Below are 16,555 nucleotides of genomic sequence, written 5' to 3'. Positions count from 1 at the left end.
AACAGGACGGAGGGTTTGGATGAGCGGCTTTCACGAGGTGCGGTTTCCGCTGCGGCTGGCGCTGGGGGTGACCGGCGGGCCGGTGCGGCGCACCGATATCGTCAACCTGTCGAACGGTCGCGAGCAGCGCAATGCCCGCTGGCGCTTTTCGAGACGCAGCTATGACGCCGGGTCCGGGATCAAGTCGATCGGTGACCTTTACGAGGTGCTGGCGTTTTTCGAGGCGCGCTGCGGCGAGCTTTACGGCTTTCGCTTTCGCGATCCGCTTGACTGGAAATCCTGTGCACCGGCCGCGACGATCACCTCGGCCGACCAGTTGATCGGCACCGGCGACGGCGTGACGGCGGCCTTTGCGCTGTCGAAGAGCTATGCGGATGCGGCGGCAGGATCGGTGCGGCCGATTGCAAAGCCGGTGGCCGGCACGGTGACCGTCTCGGTCAACGGGGTGACGAAAGCCGCAACCGCTTTTACCTGCAACACGACAACCGGCCTCGTGACCTTTGCGGCAGGCCATGTGCCGGCAGCCGGTGCTCTGGTGCGCGCCGGTTACGAATTCGACGTGCCGGTGCGTTTCGCGACGGACCGTATCGAGGTGAACCTGTCGAACTTCAACGCCGGCAGCATTCCCGCCATTCCCATCACTGAAATCCTGCCGTGAGGAGGATCCTGCCATGAGAACGATCCCGCCGGCGCTTGCCGCCCATCTGGGCGGCGATGCGACGACCACCTGCAATGCCTGGCGCCTGACGCGGCGCGATGGCGTGGTGCAGGGCTTTACCGATCACGACCGCGACCTCTTTTTCGCCTCGACCGTCTTTTCCGCCGCAAGCGGCTTCCTGGCCAGCGACGGGGAGGAGGAGCAGGGCTTTTCCGCAAGTGCGAGCGATGTCGCCGGCGGCTGTTCGAGCGAGGCGATGAATGCGGCGGATCTTGCCGCCGGGCGCTACGACGGCGCGGTGGTGGAGCTTTTCTGCGTGAACTGGGCCGATCCGACCCAGCATGTGCTGCTCAGCGTGCGCGAGGTAGGCGAGGTAACGCGGGCGGGCGACAAATTTACCGCCGAACTGCGCAGCCGCGCCAACCGGCTCGACCAGCCGCAGGGCAGGCTTTACAATCGCCGTTGCGATGCAAGCCTGGGGGATAGCCGCTGCGGGGTAAACCTTGCGCCCTATCGCGGCACCGGAACCATTCTTGCCATGGAAGACCGCAGCCATCTCGTCGTCGGCGGCCTTGGCGCTTCGGCGACCGGCTTCTTCGATCGGGGCGTGCTGACGCTTACCTCCGGCGACAGTGCCGAGGTGGAGGCGCATGTGCGCGAGGCGGACGGCACGGCACGCCTGACGCTGTGGCTGCCGCTCGAGCGGGCGGTTTCTGCCGGCGAAAGTTTCTCGATCACCGCCGGCTGCGACAAGAGCTTTGCCACCTGTCGCACGCGCTATGGCAATGGGCTGAACTTTCGCGGCTTTCCGCATGTGCCCGGCAGTGATTTTGCCTATTCCTATGTGGACGGGGAGCGCGTTCACGACGGCGGCGCGCTGTTTGAATGAGCGGGCCAATGACGACCGGCGACAGAGTGGTGGCGATTGCCGAGGGTTTTCTCGGCACGCCCTATCGTCATCAGGGCGCCACGAAGGGGATCGGCTGCGACTGCATCGGCCTCATCCGCGGCATCTGGCGCGAGCTTTATGGAGAGGAACCGGAGGCGGTGCCGCCCTATGCGCCCGACTGGGCGGAACGATCCGGCGAGGAGCGGCTGCTTGCGGCAGGCATGCGGCTTTTCGGATCACCGATCCCGCCGTCGGAGATGGCTGCGGGCGATCTCCTCCTGTTTCGCTGGCGGGTGGGATGTGCGGCAAAGCATGCCGGGATCCTTACCGGGCCGCAGCACTTCATCCACGCCTATGAGCAGGGATCGGTCATCCGCTCCGTTCTGGTGCCTTCCTGGCGCAGGCGCATTGCAGCGGTGCATCGCTTTCCAGACCGGCTGGATGCTTGAAAACAAGGGGTTTCGGGGGTATGGTGATGGAGTGGTGAGCGGGGGCTAGCCCGCCCACCCTTTCTTTATACCCAGACTATTATCCGGACGGAGAGTAACCAGCCCGTCCGGGTTTTTCTGAGCATAAGCGAAATACCAATCGGCGTGAGCCTCATAGCACTTCCTCCATGATCGACAGCAAGGCCTATGCCGAGGTCAGTGTGGCCCGTCCTCGCTGATGCGGCGGCAGGCGCGCCGCGTGCTGCTTCATGCTGCCGAGTTTTTCCAGATTAACACAATTTTAGCGTGCGCAAAGACGTGCGGGGGATGAGCCATGGCCACCATTCTGTTTCAGGCGGCAGGGGCTGCGCTCGGTTCCGTGTTCGGACCGATCGGGGCTGTACTCGGAAGGGCGGCGGGCGGTCTTGCCGGCGCCGCCGTCGACCAGGCGCTCATTTCAAGCTTTACGACGGTGACCGGATCACGGCTTTCCACCGCCCGTGTACCGGGGGCCGACGAGGGCACGCCGATTGCCCGCGTCTACGGCACCGCGCGCATTGCCGGCACGCTGATCTGGGCCACGCGCTTCGAGGAGGAGGTGACGACAGAGCGGCAGGGCGGCAAGGCCAGCGGCTCGCGCGTGGAAAACTTCAAATACTATGCCAACCTTGCCGTCGGGCTGTGCGAGGGCGAGATCGGTCATGTGCGGCGCGTCTGGGCTGACGGGCGCGAACTGGACCTGACAGCGATCGAGATGCGTGTCTATCGCGGCACCGACAGCCAGTTGCCGGACCCCCTCATCGAGGCCAAGCAGGGCACCGGCAAGGCGCCCGCCTATCGTGGCCTTGCCTACGTGGTGTTCGAGCGCCTGCCGATCGACGATTTCGGCAACCGCATTCCGCTTCTGCAGTTCGAGGTGGTGCGACCGGTCGGGGTGCTGGAAAGCCAGGTGCGGGCCGTCACGCTGATCCCCGGCGCGACCGAATTCGGCTATGCGACGGTGGCCGTCAGCGATGACGACGGGTCGGGCACGGCACGGCTGCTCAACCGCCACACGCTGACGGCGGCGACCGACTGGCAGGCCTCGCTCGACGAGTTGCAGGCGGTCTGCCCCAATCTGCAGCGGGTGGCGCTGGTGGTCAGCTGGTTCGGCACGGACCTGCGCGCCGGCGAGTGCCGTATCCTGCCGGGCGTCGAGGTTGCCGCCCGCTCCGGGCTCAGCATGCCCTGGCAGGTGGCAGGGATCTCGCGCGCCGGCGCGCATCTGGTGAGCGACAGCGGCGATGGCCCCGCTTTTGGCGGCACGCCCTGTGATCAGAGCGTCACCCAGGCGATCCGCGACCTCAAGGCGCGAGGCCTCAAGGTCTATCTCTATCCCTTCGTGATGATGGATGTGCCGGCCGCAAACAGCCTGCCGGACCCCTATGGCGGCAGCCGGCAGGCTGCCTATCCCTGGCGCGGGCGCATCACCTGCCATCCGGCGCCGGGCGTGGCGGGCTCGCCGGACAAGACAAGTGCCGCCCGGCTGCAGGTCGAGACCTTCTGCAACAGGACCGATGGTTACCGCCGCATGGTGCTGCATTACGCAACGCTTGCAAGAGATGCGGGCGGCATCGACGGACTGATCCTGGCCTCCGAACTTGTCGGGCTGACGCGGGTGCGGGGCGAAAGCGGCCGCTTTCCCTTTGTCGAGCAGTTGATCACACTGGCGGGTGACGTGCGCGCGCTGCTCGGAACGACCACAAAGCTGACCTATGCGAGCGACTGGAGCGAATATTTCGGGTATCATCCGGCAGACGGTTCGGGTGACGTCTATTTTCCGTTGGATGCGCTCTGGGCCGCAAGTGCCATCAATGCGGTCGGCATCGACAATTACATGCCGCTCAGCGACTGGCGCGACAGCGATCTGGGCAATGCCAATCCCGACGGAGCGCGCCTGGCGGACGATCCGGTGGCCCTCACCGCCGCCATTGCCAGCGGCGAGGGTTTTGACTGGTATTATGCAAGCGACACGGCGCGCACGCTGCGTGCGCGCACACCGATCACCGACGGGCTTGCGTCAAAACCCTGGGTGTTTCGCTACAAGGACCTCGCCGGCTGGTGGAGCCATTACCATTTCGAGCGGGTGGGCGGCGTCGAAAGGACGGTTCCGACCGCCTGGGTTCCCGGCGCAAAGCCGATCTGGTTCACCGAGCTTGGCTGTTCGGCGATCGACAAGGCGGCAAACCAGCCGAACCTGTTTCCGGACGCCAAATCGGCCGACAGCGGCACGCCGCATTTTTCGAACGGCGCGCGCAGCGACAGCATGCAGCGCCGGTTTCTGGAGGCCCACCACGGCTGGTGGCAGGGCACGCAGGCGCCGGCGGGCATGGTGGACCCGAACCATATCTTTCTCTGGTCCTGGGATACGCGGCCTTACCCGGCCTTTCCCAACGAGCTGTCCGTCTGGAGCGACGGCGACAACTGGAAGACCGGGCATTGGCTGAACGGCCGGCTGGGCGCCACCACGCTTGCCGATGCGATTGCCGCCATCCTCACCGACCACGGATTCACCGCCTTCGACGTCTCCGAGGTGAGCGGCGACCTGATCGGCTATGTGCAGGGGGACACGGTTTCGGCGCGGGCGCTCATCGAGCCCTTGACCAATGCCTTCCTCATCGACGTCCTCGAGGAGCCGGAAGGCTTGCGGTTCCGCTCGCGCACGCAGGCAAGCCGCGTCGCCCGGGTCATCGATGTGCTGGCCGAGCAGGACGAGGAGCCGGCCTGGACAGAGGTGCGCGGCCATGACAGCGATTTTGCCGCAGAGGCCGTCGCAAGCTTTGCCAATCCGGTTCTGGATTACGAGCAGGCTGCCGTGCGCTCGCGCAAGATTGCCGGCACAAGCAACCGTATCCTGCGCGCTGACCTCGCCGCGACACTCTACGAGGAAGCCGCACAGGCGGCGGCGGAAAGCCTGCTGCGCGACAATCATCTGTCGCGGCGCAGCCTGAGCTTTGCCCTCTCGCCCGCCGATATGGCACTTGCGCCCGGCGACGCGCTGCGGCTGACCGACGGACCGGACGGTGTCTATCTGGTGACGCGGATCGAGGAAGGGGCGGTGCGGCGGGTCGAGGCAAAGCGCCATGAGCCTGCCGCACTTCTGGCCAGCGCGGCGGCGGCCGGCGGCCGCTCGACGGGCGGCGGGGCGGTCTCTGCCGGGTTCTCACCGATTCTTCACCTGATGGACCTGCCGCGCTTCGAGGCGGGGGAGGCGGAAAGCTTTGCCCGCGTGGCCGCCTATGGCAGCCCGTGGCGGCGCATTCTTGTCTCGAGTTCGGCAACCACGCAAGGATACCGTGCCCGCACCACCCTGGACCGGCCCGCGCAGATAGGGCGGTTGACGGCGGCGCTTACGGGCGGCGTCTCCGATCGTTTCGACCGGACGAGCACCATCGAACTGGATCTCTTCTTCGACGGCCTGTCATCGGTGGGCGAGGCGGGGGCGCTTTCGGGCGAAAACCGCCTGGCGATCCTCTCTGCCAACGGCGTCTGGGAGATCCTGTCGTTTGCCGAGTCGCTGGAAACGGCGCCGGGACATTTTCGCCTGACGGTGCTGCTGCGGGGACTTGCCGGCACGGAGGATGCGATGGCGGCCGGTGCCGTCATCGGCGCGCCGGTGGTGGTGCTCGGGGCGGGCGTTGGGTCGCTCTCCCTTGGCAGCGACGAGCGCGGCGTCGTCTACAACTGGATTGCCGAAGCTATTGCATCCTCCGGCGGGCGGGCCGGCCCTTATTCGTTTGCCGGCGGGGTGCGCGCCGAAACGCCGCTTTCGCCTGTGCATCCAAGGGCGGTGCGCCAGGGTGCCGGCGTGCTGTTTTCCTGGGTGCGGCGCGGACGCGTCAATGCCGACGACTGGGACGCCAGCGACATCCCGCTTGACGAGCCGGATGAACGCTACCGGCTCGAACTTTTGTCCGGCGCAACCGTGGTGCGGATGGTGGAGGTGGCAGAGCCTGCCTTCCTCTATCCGGCAGCAGATGAAATCGGCGACTTTGGCGCAGCCACGAGCACGTTTCGCATCAGGCTTTGCCAACTGGGGCGGGCCGTGCCGCTCGGACTTCCTCTCGTCACGGACATCATCGTGAAAAACCAAGGAGATGAATGATGGAAAGTTCGAAAGCCTGGTATCAGTCGAAGGCCGTCTGGGGTGGCCTGATCGCAATCGCCGCCTCCGTGCTTCAGGCCACCGGCACGGAGGTTTCGCCGGTTGCCCAGGGCGATATCACGGCGGCGGCCACCAGCCTTGCCGGTGCGGTCGGCGGCCTTCTGGCCGTCTACGGGCGCCTCTCGGCCAAGACAAGCATTACCGGGAATTAATGCATTCGTGACCCAAAGTTGGACGGCTGAATGGCGCATTCATTTGCCATTCAGCCGCCTTTCGTTACATAATTCCACCAATGGTTCGGTTCATAAACCGTGCGTCACCGCGAGTGAAAGTTGTAGTCATGGCATCAAACAGGATGATCGCGATACTTGCCGCGGCCCTCTTTACCCTTTCGACAGGGCAAGCCTCAGCACGCGATTACCTCGTTCTGGTTGCCGGTGATTGCGGTGATGCCGCCTCCAAAGTGGTGCGTGACACCGGTGGGCAACTCCTGTCCGCCCAGCCTTCCAACGATGGCCGCACCTGCATCGTCACCGTTCTGGTCCAGGGCAGCGGCGAGCGTCCCCGCAAGGTGACTGTCCGGGTGCCGATGTAGTAGAAGACGGCTCACAACCCTCACGCCCAAGCCTTCCAAAGGTCTCTCATGCGCATTCTGGTGATCGAAGACGATGTCAACCTCAACCGGCAGCTCGCCGATGCGCTGCGGGAGGCCGGCTATGTGGTGGATCAGGCATTCGATGGCGAAGAGGGGCATTTTCTCGGCGAAACAGAGCCCTATGACGCGGTGATTCTCGATATCGGCCTGCCGGAAATGGACGGGATCACGGTCGTGGAAAAATGGCGGCAGGCCGGCAAGGGCATGCCGGTGCTGATGCTGACGGCGCGCGACCGCTGGAGCGACAAGGTGGCCGGCATCGATGCGGGCGCCGACGACTACGTGGCAAAACCCTTCCATGTGGAGGAAGTGCTGGCGCGGGTGCGGGCGCTCATCCGCCGCGCCGCCGGCCATTCCTCCTCCGAGCTTGCCTGCGGGCCGGTGCGTCTGGACACCAAGGCGTCCAAGGCAACGGTCAACGGCGTTACGCTGAAACTCACCTCTCACGAATTCAGGCTTCTCTCCTACCTGATGCACCATATGGGCCAGGTGGTGTCGCGAACCGAGCTGATCGAACACATGTATGACCAGGATTTCGACAGAGACAGCAATACGATCGAGGTTTTTGTCGGACGGCTTCGCAAGAAGATCGGCGTCGACCTCATCGATACGGTGCGCGGGCTGGGATACCGGATGCAAGCGCCCGACGATGTACATTAAATCGGTCACAGCGCGCGTTCTGCTGCTGGCGACCGCCTGGTCGGCGCTGGCGCTGGTGGTGATCGCGCTGGTGATCTCGGCGCTCTATGCCAAATCCTCGGAACGCGCCTTTACCGACCTGTTGCGGGCGCAGCTCTACAACGTGATCAACTCGATCACCATCGGCGACGACAACAGCCTTGCCGGCAATCCGCAGCTCGGCGACCTGCGCTTCTCGCAGCCCGAGACCGGCTGGTACTGGATCGTCGAACCGCTCGGCACCTTTGCCGCCACGCCTTTGTCCTCCTCCTCGCTCGGCACCTCCAATATCCAGGTGCCGTCGATCCTCAACGTGCCGTTCAACAATCGCTACGAGCGCTTCTACCCGGCCACCGACGCCTATGGAAACCATGTGCTGGTGGCCGAGACGGAGGTGGTGCTGGATGCCGATGGACGCGCGGCGCGCTTTCGCGTCTCCGGCAATCTCTCGGTGGTGGATGAGGATATCAGCGGCTTTACCCGCAATCTCTATATCGCCCTCATCGTTTTCGGGCTGGGGAGCCTGGTGGTGAACGGCCTGGCCATTCTCTTCGGCCTTCGTCCGCTCGACGAGGCGCGCCGGGCTCTCGAAAAGGTGCGGCGCGGCGAGGTGGAGCGCCTGGAAGGCAAGTTCCCCCGCGAGGTGCAATCGCTTGCCGTCGAGATGAACGCCCTCATCGACAGCAACCGGCGCATCGTGGAGCGCGCCCGCATGCAGGTCGGCAATCTTGCCCATTCGCTGAAAACGCCGATTGCGGTTCTCCTCAACGAATCGCGCCTTCTGGAACGGCCGCAGGGCGAGCTGGTGCGCAGCCAGGCCGAGGCGATGCAGGGGCAGGTGCAATCCTATCTGAACCGCGCCCGCATTGCCGCCCAGCGCGAATCGCTTCTGGCGCGCACCGAAGCAGAGCCGGTTCTGGAACGGCTGGTGCGGGTGATGCGCCGGCTGAACTCCGAGCGGGAGTTCCAGCTGGAGGTGAGCCCGCCCGGTCTGGCGCTGGCCATGGAGCAGCAGGACGTCGAGGAAACCGTCGGCAACCTTCTGGAAAACGCCGCGCGCCATGCGTCAACCACGGTCTGGCTGTCGGTCCATCCGGCGCAGGGGCCGGAAGGGGCAGAGGCCGCCAAGCGCAGCTGGGTGGAGATCATCGTCGAGGACGACGGGCCCGGTCTTGAGCCGCACGAGATCAAGGAAGCGCTGAAGCGCGGGCGGCGGCTGGACGAGAGCAAGCCCGGCACCGGGCTTGGCCTGTCGATTGTCGGCGAAATTACCCGGGAATATCAGGGCGCCTTCGAACTGTCGCGCGGCGAGCGCGGTGGGTTGCGCGCCCGATTGACGCTGCCGGGACCCGCCAGGGAGATCGTCTGAGCAAGAGCGGTGCCGATAAACAGGGTGCCAGCACGGGGTAAGGCAGGTTCGGGCTCGACCTTGCCCACGAAAACGCTAAAAGAACTGGTGAGGCAGGTTCGGACGTCTGGTCCGCATCGCTGTTTTTGAGAATATGTTGGAGAAGAATGCACTTGCGCTTTGCCACACTCGTCTTGTCCGCCCTTGTGTCAGTCAGCATTCTGAACGGCTGTTCCACCACGGGAACCAGCGGTTCCCGCAGCGGGATGTTCTTCGGCCGTGCCGCGCCCGGCGTCGACTATATCAGTGCATTGCAGGGCGGCATCATCGGGCGCATTCCGGTGAAGATCTCCAGCGGCGACCGGCAGCGCGCACTCGAGGCGGAATATCGCGCCCTGGAACAGGCCGCCGTCGGCCAGCCGGTCGCCTGGACCGGCAGCAATGTGCGCGGCGAGGTGGTGGCGGCCGCCCCCTATCAGGTGGGATCGCAAAACTGCCGCCAGTATACCCATACCGTCACGATCGACGGGCGCGAAGCCAAGGAACGGGGCGCCGCCTGCCGCAACGAGGATGGCACCTGGACGCCGCTGACCTGAGGCGGCGCCGCCTTTGCCACGAGGACCGGCTCCGTCCGCGGAATTCTGGGTTGTTTTTATCCGAAGTGATGCGCGCAAAGCGCGTGAGGCGTTCTTGCCAATTGACGTAGATCAAGGCTGCCGTCACAGTCGGTGGCAAGAGGTGGGGTGAGCCTGTGCGGGCCTCGCGGCCCGGCGTGTCCGGTGGACATGCCGGATGGGGTCCGGTGTCGTCATGGCCTCAAATTCGTGTCATCGCCTGCCTTCCGATTGGAATGGGGGCCCGAGTGCAGTAATTGGCCTTCATGACTTTATGGATCCTTCTTGCAGTTATCACCGCGGGCGTTTCGGCGGTTCTGATCTGGCCACTGATGACCTCTGCGCGGCCCGTTGAAGAGTTGCGCGAGGATGAGGCGGCGGTCTATCGCGACCAGCTGCGCGAGGTGGACCGCGACCGGGCGCAAGGGCTGATCGGCGTCGAGGAGGCGGGTTATGCCAAGGCCGAGATCGGCCGGCGGTTGCTGGCGCTGGCCGACAAGCGCGCCGATGCCAAAGGAACGGGTGGCGGGGCTGCATCCCGCGCACGCCATCGCCTGGCGCCGCTGTCGGTGATCCTCTGCGTGCCGCTCATCGGGCTCTGTCTTTATCTGTTTCTCGGAAATCCCGACCTTCCCGCCCAGCCGCTGGAAGCGCGGCTGGCCAATCCCGGCAACAACATGGCGCTTCTGGTCGCCAAGGCCGAGCGACATCTGGCCGAAAAGCCCGATGACGGTGCCGGCTGGGACCTTCTGGCGCCGATCTATTTCCGCGCCATGCGGCTCGGCGATGCCGAAATGGCTTATCGCAACGCCATCCGCCTCAACGGCGAAAGCTCCGAACGGCTGGCGGGTCTGGGCGAGACGCTGGTGGCGTCCAACGAGGGCGTGGTGACGGAGGATGCCCGCCACGCCTTCGACAGGGCGGTGGCGCTTGACGGCCGCAATATGCGCGCTCGCTTTTATGCAGCCCTTGCGCTGGAGCAGGCCGGCCGCACCGATGATGCGCGCCGCGCCTTCGAGGCGATCCTCAAAGATTCGCCGCCCGGTGCCGCCTGGATTTCGCTCGTTAGCGAGCATATCGGCAAGAATGGCGGCGCGCCGCTTGCCGCGGCCCCGACCGCGCCTGCGGCCGCTCAAAAGGCGCCCGGCAATCCGAACGCGGCACAGGTCGAGGCCATGCAGCAGCTTTCGCCGCAGGAGCGCCAGCAGATGATTGCCGGCATGGTCGACACGCTTGCGGCGAGGCTTCGCGACGATCCCGACAATATCGAGGGCTGGCTGCGGCTGGTACGATCCTACATGGTGCTGGGCGACAAGGCGAAGGCATCGGATGCCCTGAAGGCCGGGCTCAAAACCTTTCCGGCCGATCAGGAGGCCGGCAGGCGCCTGCTGGCGCTGGCCAAAGAAACCGGCCTTTCGGCCGAGGGAGTGACGCCATGAGCCGCAGGATGACCCGCAAGCAGAAGCGCCTTGCCGTGATCCTCGGCGGCATGAGCTTCATCCTGGTTGCCGTGCTTCTGGTGATGTTCGCCTTCAGCCAGTCGGTTGCCTATTTCTTCATGCCGAGCGACCTGCAGAAGGCCGCCGTGCAGCCGGGCACCCGCATCCGGCTCGGCGGACTGGTGGAGGAGGGCTCGGTGAAGCGTGGCGCGGGCTCGACCGTCAGCTTTCACGTGACCGATGGCGGCGCAAGTGTTCCCGTAACCTATACCGGCATCCTGCCGGACCTGTTTCGCGAGGGACAGGGCGTGGTGACCGAAGGCGCCTTCGACGGGAGCCATGCCTTCGTTGCCGATTCGGTGCTTGCCAAGCACGACGAGAATTACATGCCCAAGGAAGTGGCGGACGGCCTGAAGAAGAAGGGCGTCTGGAAGGAAGGCGAGGGGGCAAAGCCATGATCATCGAGATCGGCCATTACGCGCTGGTTCTGGCGCTGGCGACGGGATTTCTGCTGTCGGTGCTGCCGCTCATGGGGGCGCGGCGCGGCGACGCCGCGCTGATGGCCTTCGCGCCGGTCGGTTCCGTGGTGCAATTCGTACTGGTGGCCTTTGCCTTCGGCGTGCTGACCTGGGCCTATGCCGTCTCGGATTTTTCGGTACTGAACGTCTGGGACAATTCCCATTCGCTGATGCCGATGATCTACAAGGTGAGCGGCGTCTGGGGCAATCACGAGGGCTCGATGTTGCTGTGGCTGCTGATCCTGACGCTGTTCAGCGCCATGGTCGCCCTGTTCGGCCGCAACCTGCCCGACACGCTGCGCGCCACGGTGCTGTCCGTTCAGGCCTGGATCACGGTTGCCTTTCTGCTGTTCATTCTGCTGACCTCCAACCCCTTCCTGCGGCTGGACCCGGCACCGGCGGAAGGGCAGGATTTGAACCCGGTCCTGCAGGATTTCGGCCTCGCCATCCATCCGCCGCTTCTTTATCTCGGCTATGTCGGCTTTTCGGTCTGCTTCTCGTTTGCCGTCGCCGCCCTCATCGAAGGACGCATCGACGCGGCCTGGGCACGCTGGGTGAGGCCCTGGACGCTCGCCGCCTGGACGTTCCTGACCGCCGGCATCGCCATGGGCTCCTACTGGGCCTATTACGAACTGGGCTGGGGCGGCTGGTGGTTCTGGGATCCGGTGGAAAACGCCTCTTTCATGCCCTGGCTTGCCGGAACCGCCCTTCTGCATTCGGCGCTGGTGATGGAAAAGCGCGAGGCGCTGAAGATCTGGACCGTGCTTCTGGCCATCATGACGTTTTCGCTGTCGCTGCTCGGCACGTTTCTGGTGCGCTCGGGCGTGCTGACATCGGTGCATGCCTTTGCGACCGATCCGTCGCGCGGCATCTTCATTCTGGCGATTCTGACCTTCTTCATCGGCGGCGCCTTCGTGCTGTTTGCCTGGCGCGCGCCGACGCTGAAAAGCGGCGGCCTGTTTGCACCGATCTCTCGCGAGGGGGCGCTGGTGCTGAACAACCTTATCCTGACCGTTTCGACCGCAACCGTGCTGACCGGCACGCTCTATCCGCTGGTGCTGGAAACGCTGACGGGCGAAAAGATCTCGGTCGGCGCGCCCTTCTTCAACCTAACCTTTGGCTTGCTGATGATCCCCTTGCTGCTTGCCGTGCCCTTCGGGCCGTTGCTGGCCTGGAAGCGTGGCGATCTTCTGGGCGCGCTGCAGCGGCTCTACGTGGCGGCGGGACTTGCGCTCGCGGCAGGATTCGGCCTGCTTTATGCGCAAAGCGGCGGCCCGGTTGTGGCAGCGCTTGGCCTTGCCATCGGCTTCTATCTCGTCTTCGGGGCACTGGCGGATCTCTGGTACCGCGCCAATTTCGGCAAGCTTTCCTTCAAGGTTGCGTTTGCGCGCCTCAAGGGCCTGCCGCGCTCGGCCTTCGGCACGGCGCTGGCGCATCTGGGCCTTGGCGTCACCGTGCTCGGCATCGTTGCAGTCACCACCTTCCAGACGGAACATGTGGTGGAGATGCGCCAGGGCGAGACGGCAGAGGCGGGCGGCTACACGCTGCTGTTTGACGGCATGCGCGAGGCGGTCGGACCAAACTTCACCGAGGAGCGCGGGCACTTTACCGTCAGCCGCGGCGGCGTCGCGATCGCCGATGTCTGGTCCTCGAAACGGCTTTACACGGCGCGCCGCATGCCGACGACGGAAGCGGGCATTCTGAGCTTTGGCGCAAGCCAGCTCTACGTCTCGCTGGGCGACCACATGGAAGACGGTGGCCTTGTCGTGCGCATCTGGTGGAAGCCGTTCATCCTGTGCATCTGGGGCGGGGCGGTCATCATGATGATCGGCGGCTTCGTGTCGCTGTCGGACCGCCGACTGCGCGTCGGTGCGCCCAGTCGCCGCGCCAAGCTGGCAAAGGTTGCACTGGAGCCGGCCGAATGATGCTTCGTATCGGGCGCCTGCCTCTTACTCTCCTATTGTACCTGACGCCGAGGGTGCCCTTCACCCTAACCCTCTCCCCGCAGGCGGGGAGAGGGGATTTTTCGCGTTTGACGAGGCGCCACAAAATCAGGGGGTGGTTGAATGGACTGGCGGTTGCTGCGCTCATCGGGCTGACGGCGCTTCCTGCGCTTGCGGTCAATCCGGACGAGGTGCTGAAGGATCCGGCGCTCGAGCAGCGGGCACGACATCTGTCGGCACAGCTGCGCTGCATGGTGTGCCAGAACCAGTCCATCGATGATTCCAATGCGGAACTGGCGCGCGACCTGCGGCTCTTGGTGCGCGAGCGCATTCAAGGCGGCGACAGCGACGCCCAGGTGATCGACTATGTCGTTTCCCGCTACGGCGAGTTCGTGCTGTTGAAGCCGCGCCTGAGCGGCAAGACGATGGCGCTGTGGGCGATGCCCGTGGTGCTTCTGGTGATCGGCGGCGTGACGGTGGTGACGATGTCGAGGCGCCGCAGAGAGGTGCCCGAGGAACGCGCGCTGAGCTCCGACGAACAGGCCCGGCTGGATAGACTGCTGGGCGACTGATTTTTACCTGCCCATTCGTAAAGTCGTTTCGATACAGTTGCTTAAACCCACACCGCGCCTTGGCTTGCGCAAAGTTTTCACCGGCCAGCCGGCAGTCCCTCCGGTTGTCGGCAAACATTACAAACAATTCATGGGTCGGACACGTGCAGTTAAGGTCGGGGCTCCTATATCTTCAGTCATCCACCGCCGCCGGACCTCCGGCACCCCAGTCTGAATGACCTGAAGAAGAAGGTATCTCACAATGCTCAAGAGCAAGATCGGACGTCCCTCGTTGAAGACAGTGCTGAAGGGCTCGACCGTGGCGGGCCTCGCGGCTGTCATGCTCTCCACCGGTGTTCCCGCCTATGTCGCGCAGACCTATGCGAACCCGGTGACCGTCAATGCACCGCAGGCTCCGAGCTTTGCCGATGTCGTGTCGGCCGTCTCGCCTGCCGTCGTGTCCGTGCGTGTTCAGTCGGATTCAACGCCGGTATCCGATGATGACCCGGGCAATTTCTCGTTCAATTTCGGCGGTCGCGGTCTCGACCAGCTGCCGGATGACCATCCGCTGAAGCGCTTCTTCCGCGAGTTCGGCGGCCAGAATGGCCCGGGCGGCAAGGGCGATCAGGGCGGCCGCAACCAGCAGCGCGCCGACAAGAACCCCAACCGTCCGCATCATCTGCGCCCGACGGCGCAGGGCTCCGGCTTCTTCATCTCCGAAGACGGCTATCTCGTTACCAACAACCACGTCGTCTCCGACGGTTCGGCCTATACGGTCGTGCTCGAAGACGGCACCGAGCTTGACGCCAAGCTGGTCGGCAAGGACAGCCGCACGGATCTGGCTCTCCTGAAGGTCGATGCCAACCGCAAGTTCACCTATGTGAAGTTTGCCGATGACAGCAAGACCCGCGTCGGCGACTGGGTGGTGGCTGTCGGCAACCCCTTCGGTCTGGGTGGCACCGTAACGGCGGGCATCGTTTCGGCCCGCGGTCGCGACATCGGCTCCGGCCCCTATGACGATTTCATCCAGGTGGATGCGGCCGTGAACCGTGGCAATTCCGGTGGCCCGACCTTCAACCTGAACGGCGAAGTGGTGGGCATCAACACGGCAATCTTCTCGCCCTCCGGCGGCAGCGTCGGCATTGCCTTTGCCATTCCCGCCTCCACCGCCAAGGACGTGATCGCCGACCTCATGAAGGATGGCAAGGTCGAGCGCGGCTGGCTCGGCGTGCAGATCCAGCCGGTGACGCAGGATATCGCCGATTCGCTTGGCCTTTCGGAAGCCAAGGGCGCGCTCGTCGTGTCGCCGCAGGAGAATTCCCCGGGTGCCAAGGCCGGCATCAAGCAGGGTGACGTGATCACGGCCGTCAACGGCGAGCCGATCAAGGATGCCCGCGACCTGGCCAAGAAGGTGGCAGCCTTCGGCCCCGGCCATAAGGTGGATGTCTCCATCTGGCGCAACGGCAAGGCGCAGTCGGTCGCCGTCACGCTCGGCAATCTTGCGAGCGACGATGCCGCCAAGGCGGAAAACAGCGGCAAGGCGCCGGAACAGGCACAGCCCTCGACTGAAAAGGCTTTGGCAAGCCTCGGCATCACGGTTGCCCCCGCCGAAGACGGCACGGGCGTTGCGGTGACCGATGTCGATCCCGACTCCGATGCTGCCGCCAAGGGCCTGCGCCAGGGCGAGAAGATCACCTCGGTCAACAACCAGGAGGTTTCTTCGGCCGCCGATATCAGCAAGGCGATCGAGCAGGCCCGCAAGGATGGCCGCACCCGGGCGCTGTTCCAGGTTCAGTCCGATAGCGGCAGCCGCTTCATCGCACTGCCGATCAACGAAGGCTGACCGGTCCCGTCAACGGTTAATGGCGGGGGCGTCGGGCTGGTCAGCGCGGCGCCCCCTTTTCGTCAGTCGAGGAGACATTCACAGATGCAGATGAATTCGCCCGAGACCCCGTTGAGCGGTGAAACCGCTTTTACCGAGGGCCAGCCTCGGTCTATTGTTCCACACATGAAGATTCTGGTGATTGAAGACGATCTTGAAGCGGCCGCCTACATGACGAAGGCGTTTCGTGAGGCCGGCATTGTGGTGGACCACGCCAGCGATGGCGAAAGCGGCCTCTTCATGGGCTGCGAGAACACCTATGACGTGATGGTGATCGACCGCATGCTGCCGCGCCGCGACGGAATTTCCGTCATCAGCGAGCTGCGCAAGCGCAACATCAACACGCCGGTGCTGATCCTGTCGGCGCTCGGACAGGTGGATGACCGGGTGACCGGGCTTCGCGCCGGCGGCGATGACTACCTGCCGAAACCCTATGCCTTCAGCGAGCTTCTCGCCCGCGTCGAAGTGCTGGGACGGCGCAAGGGTGCACCCGAGCAGGACATGATCTACCGGGTCGGCGACCTGGAGCTTGACCGGCTGTCGCATGAGGTGCGCCGTGGCGGCAAGGAGGTTCTGCTGCAGCCACGCGAGTTTCGCCTGCTGGAATATCTGATGAAGAATGCCGGCCAGGTGGTGACGCGCACCATGCTCCTGGAAAATGTCTGGGATTACCATTTCGATCCGCAAACCAATGTCATCGACGTGCATGTGTCGCGGCTGCGCTCCAAGATCGAAAAGGAGTTCGACAAGCCGCTTTTGAAGACCATTCGCGGCGCCGGCTACATGATCAAGGACGAGGCGTGATCCC

Annotated in this window: 15 protein-coding genes; all 15 read left to right on the top strand. The window is 64.6% G+C overall.

From position 1 onward, the window contains the following. Positions 1-19: 19 nt before the first annotated feature. Complete coding sequence (locus J2858_RS02050; RefSeq protein ID WP_210103079.1) at positions 20-658, top strand: DUF2460 domain-containing protein; 639 nt, start codon at positions 20-22, stop codon at positions 656-658. A 13-nt stretch (positions 659-671) separates the two neighbouring features. Next, on the top strand, positions 672-1,547 hold the full coding sequence (locus J2858_RS02045; protein WP_210103078.1) for a DUF2163 domain-containing protein: 876 nt from the start codon (positions 672-674) through the stop codon (positions 1,545-1,547). 8 nt (positions 1,548-1,555) lie between these two features. After that, positions 1,556-1,996, top strand: a complete 441-nt coding sequence (locus J2858_RS02040; RefSeq protein WP_210103077.1) for an NlpC/P60 family protein — start codon at positions 1,556-1,558, stop codon at positions 1,994-1,996. Positions 1,997-2,309: 313 nt separating this feature from the next. Next, complete coding sequence (locus J2858_RS02035; RefSeq protein WP_210103076.1) at positions 2,310-6,119, top strand: baseplate multidomain protein megatron; 3,810 nt, start codon at positions 2,310-2,312, stop codon at positions 6,117-6,119. After that, positions 6,119-6,331 carry a hypothetical protein gene (locus J2858_RS02030; RefSeq protein ID WP_210103075.1) on the top strand — a complete coding sequence of 71 codons (213 nt, stop codon included), beginning with the start codon at positions 6,119-6,121 and terminating at the stop codon, positions 6,329-6,331. Before J2858_RS02035 ends, J2858_RS02030 begins: the two co-directional genes overlap by 1 nt. A 128-nt stretch (positions 6,332-6,459) precedes the next feature. Beyond that, positions 6,460-6,714, top strand: coding sequence for a hypothetical protein (locus J2858_RS02025; RefSeq protein ID WP_210103074.1), 255 nt, complete (start codon positions 6,460-6,462; stop codon positions 6,712-6,714). Between the two features lie 48 nt (positions 6,715-6,762). Then, positions 6,763-7,434 carry a response regulator transcription factor gene (locus J2858_RS02020; protein ID WP_210103073.1) on the top strand — a complete coding sequence of 224 codons (672 nt, stop codon included), beginning with the start codon at positions 6,763-6,765 and terminating at the stop codon, positions 7,432-7,434. Next, on the top strand, positions 7,424-8,821 hold the full coding sequence (locus J2858_RS02015; RefSeq protein WP_210103072.1) for a sensor histidine kinase: 1,398 nt from the start codon (positions 7,424-7,426) through the stop codon (positions 8,819-8,821). The genes J2858_RS02020 and J2858_RS02015 overlap by 11 nt, the downstream gene beginning before the upstream one ends. A 146-nt stretch (positions 8,822-8,967) precedes the next feature. Then, on the top strand, positions 8,968-9,396 hold the full coding sequence (locus tag J2858_RS02010) for a hypothetical protein (protein WP_210103071.1): 429 nt from the start codon (positions 8,968-8,970) through the stop codon (positions 9,394-9,396). A gap of 284 nt (positions 9,397-9,680) precedes the next feature. Continuing rightward, entirely contained in the window at positions 9,681-10,853 is a 1,173-nt protein-coding gene (gene ccmI, locus J2858_RS02005; RefSeq protein WP_210103070.1) for a c-type cytochrome biogenesis protein CcmI, read from the top strand. 8 nt (positions 10,854-10,861) lie between these two features. Further along, the gene (ccmE, locus tag J2858_RS02000; protein ID WP_210104093.1) at positions 10,862-11,311 is read left to right on the top strand and encodes a cytochrome c maturation protein CcmE; all 450 of its coding nucleotides are present in this window, start codon (positions 10,862-10,864) and stop codon (positions 11,309-11,311) included. Next, positions 11,308-13,296 carry a heme lyase CcmF/NrfE family subunit gene (locus J2858_RS01995; protein ID WP_210103069.1) on the top strand — a complete coding sequence of 663 codons (1,989 nt, stop codon included), beginning with the start codon at positions 11,308-11,310 and terminating at the stop codon, positions 13,294-13,296. Before ccmE ends, J2858_RS01995 begins: the two co-directional genes overlap by 4 nt. Before the next feature lie 137 nt (positions 13,297-13,433). Continuing rightward, the gene (locus J2858_RS01990) at positions 13,434-13,886 is read left to right on the top strand and encodes a cytochrome c-type biogenesis protein (protein WP_245365516.1); all 453 of its coding nucleotides are present in this window, start codon (positions 13,434-13,436) and stop codon (positions 13,884-13,886) included. A 241-nt stretch (positions 13,887-14,127) separates the two neighbouring features. Further along, entirely contained in the window at positions 14,128-15,708 is a 1,581-nt protein-coding gene (locus J2858_RS01985; RefSeq protein WP_210103068.1) for a Do family serine endopeptidase, read from the top strand. A gap of 90 nt (positions 15,709-15,798) precedes the next feature. Then, positions 15,799-16,551, top strand: coding sequence for a response regulator transcription factor (locus J2858_RS01980; RefSeq protein WP_281067718.1), 753 nt, complete (start codon positions 15,799-15,801; stop codon positions 16,549-16,551). Positions 16,552-16,555 lie beyond the last annotated feature (4 nt).

The sequence above is a fragment of the Neorhizobium galegae genome, assembly GCF_017877135.1.
GTDB lineage: Bacteria > Pseudomonadota > Alphaproteobacteria > Rhizobiales > Rhizobiaceae > Neorhizobium > Neorhizobium galegae_A.
Note: the sequence above shows the minus strand (reverse complement) of the source record. Positions and strands in the feature narration are given on the sequence as shown.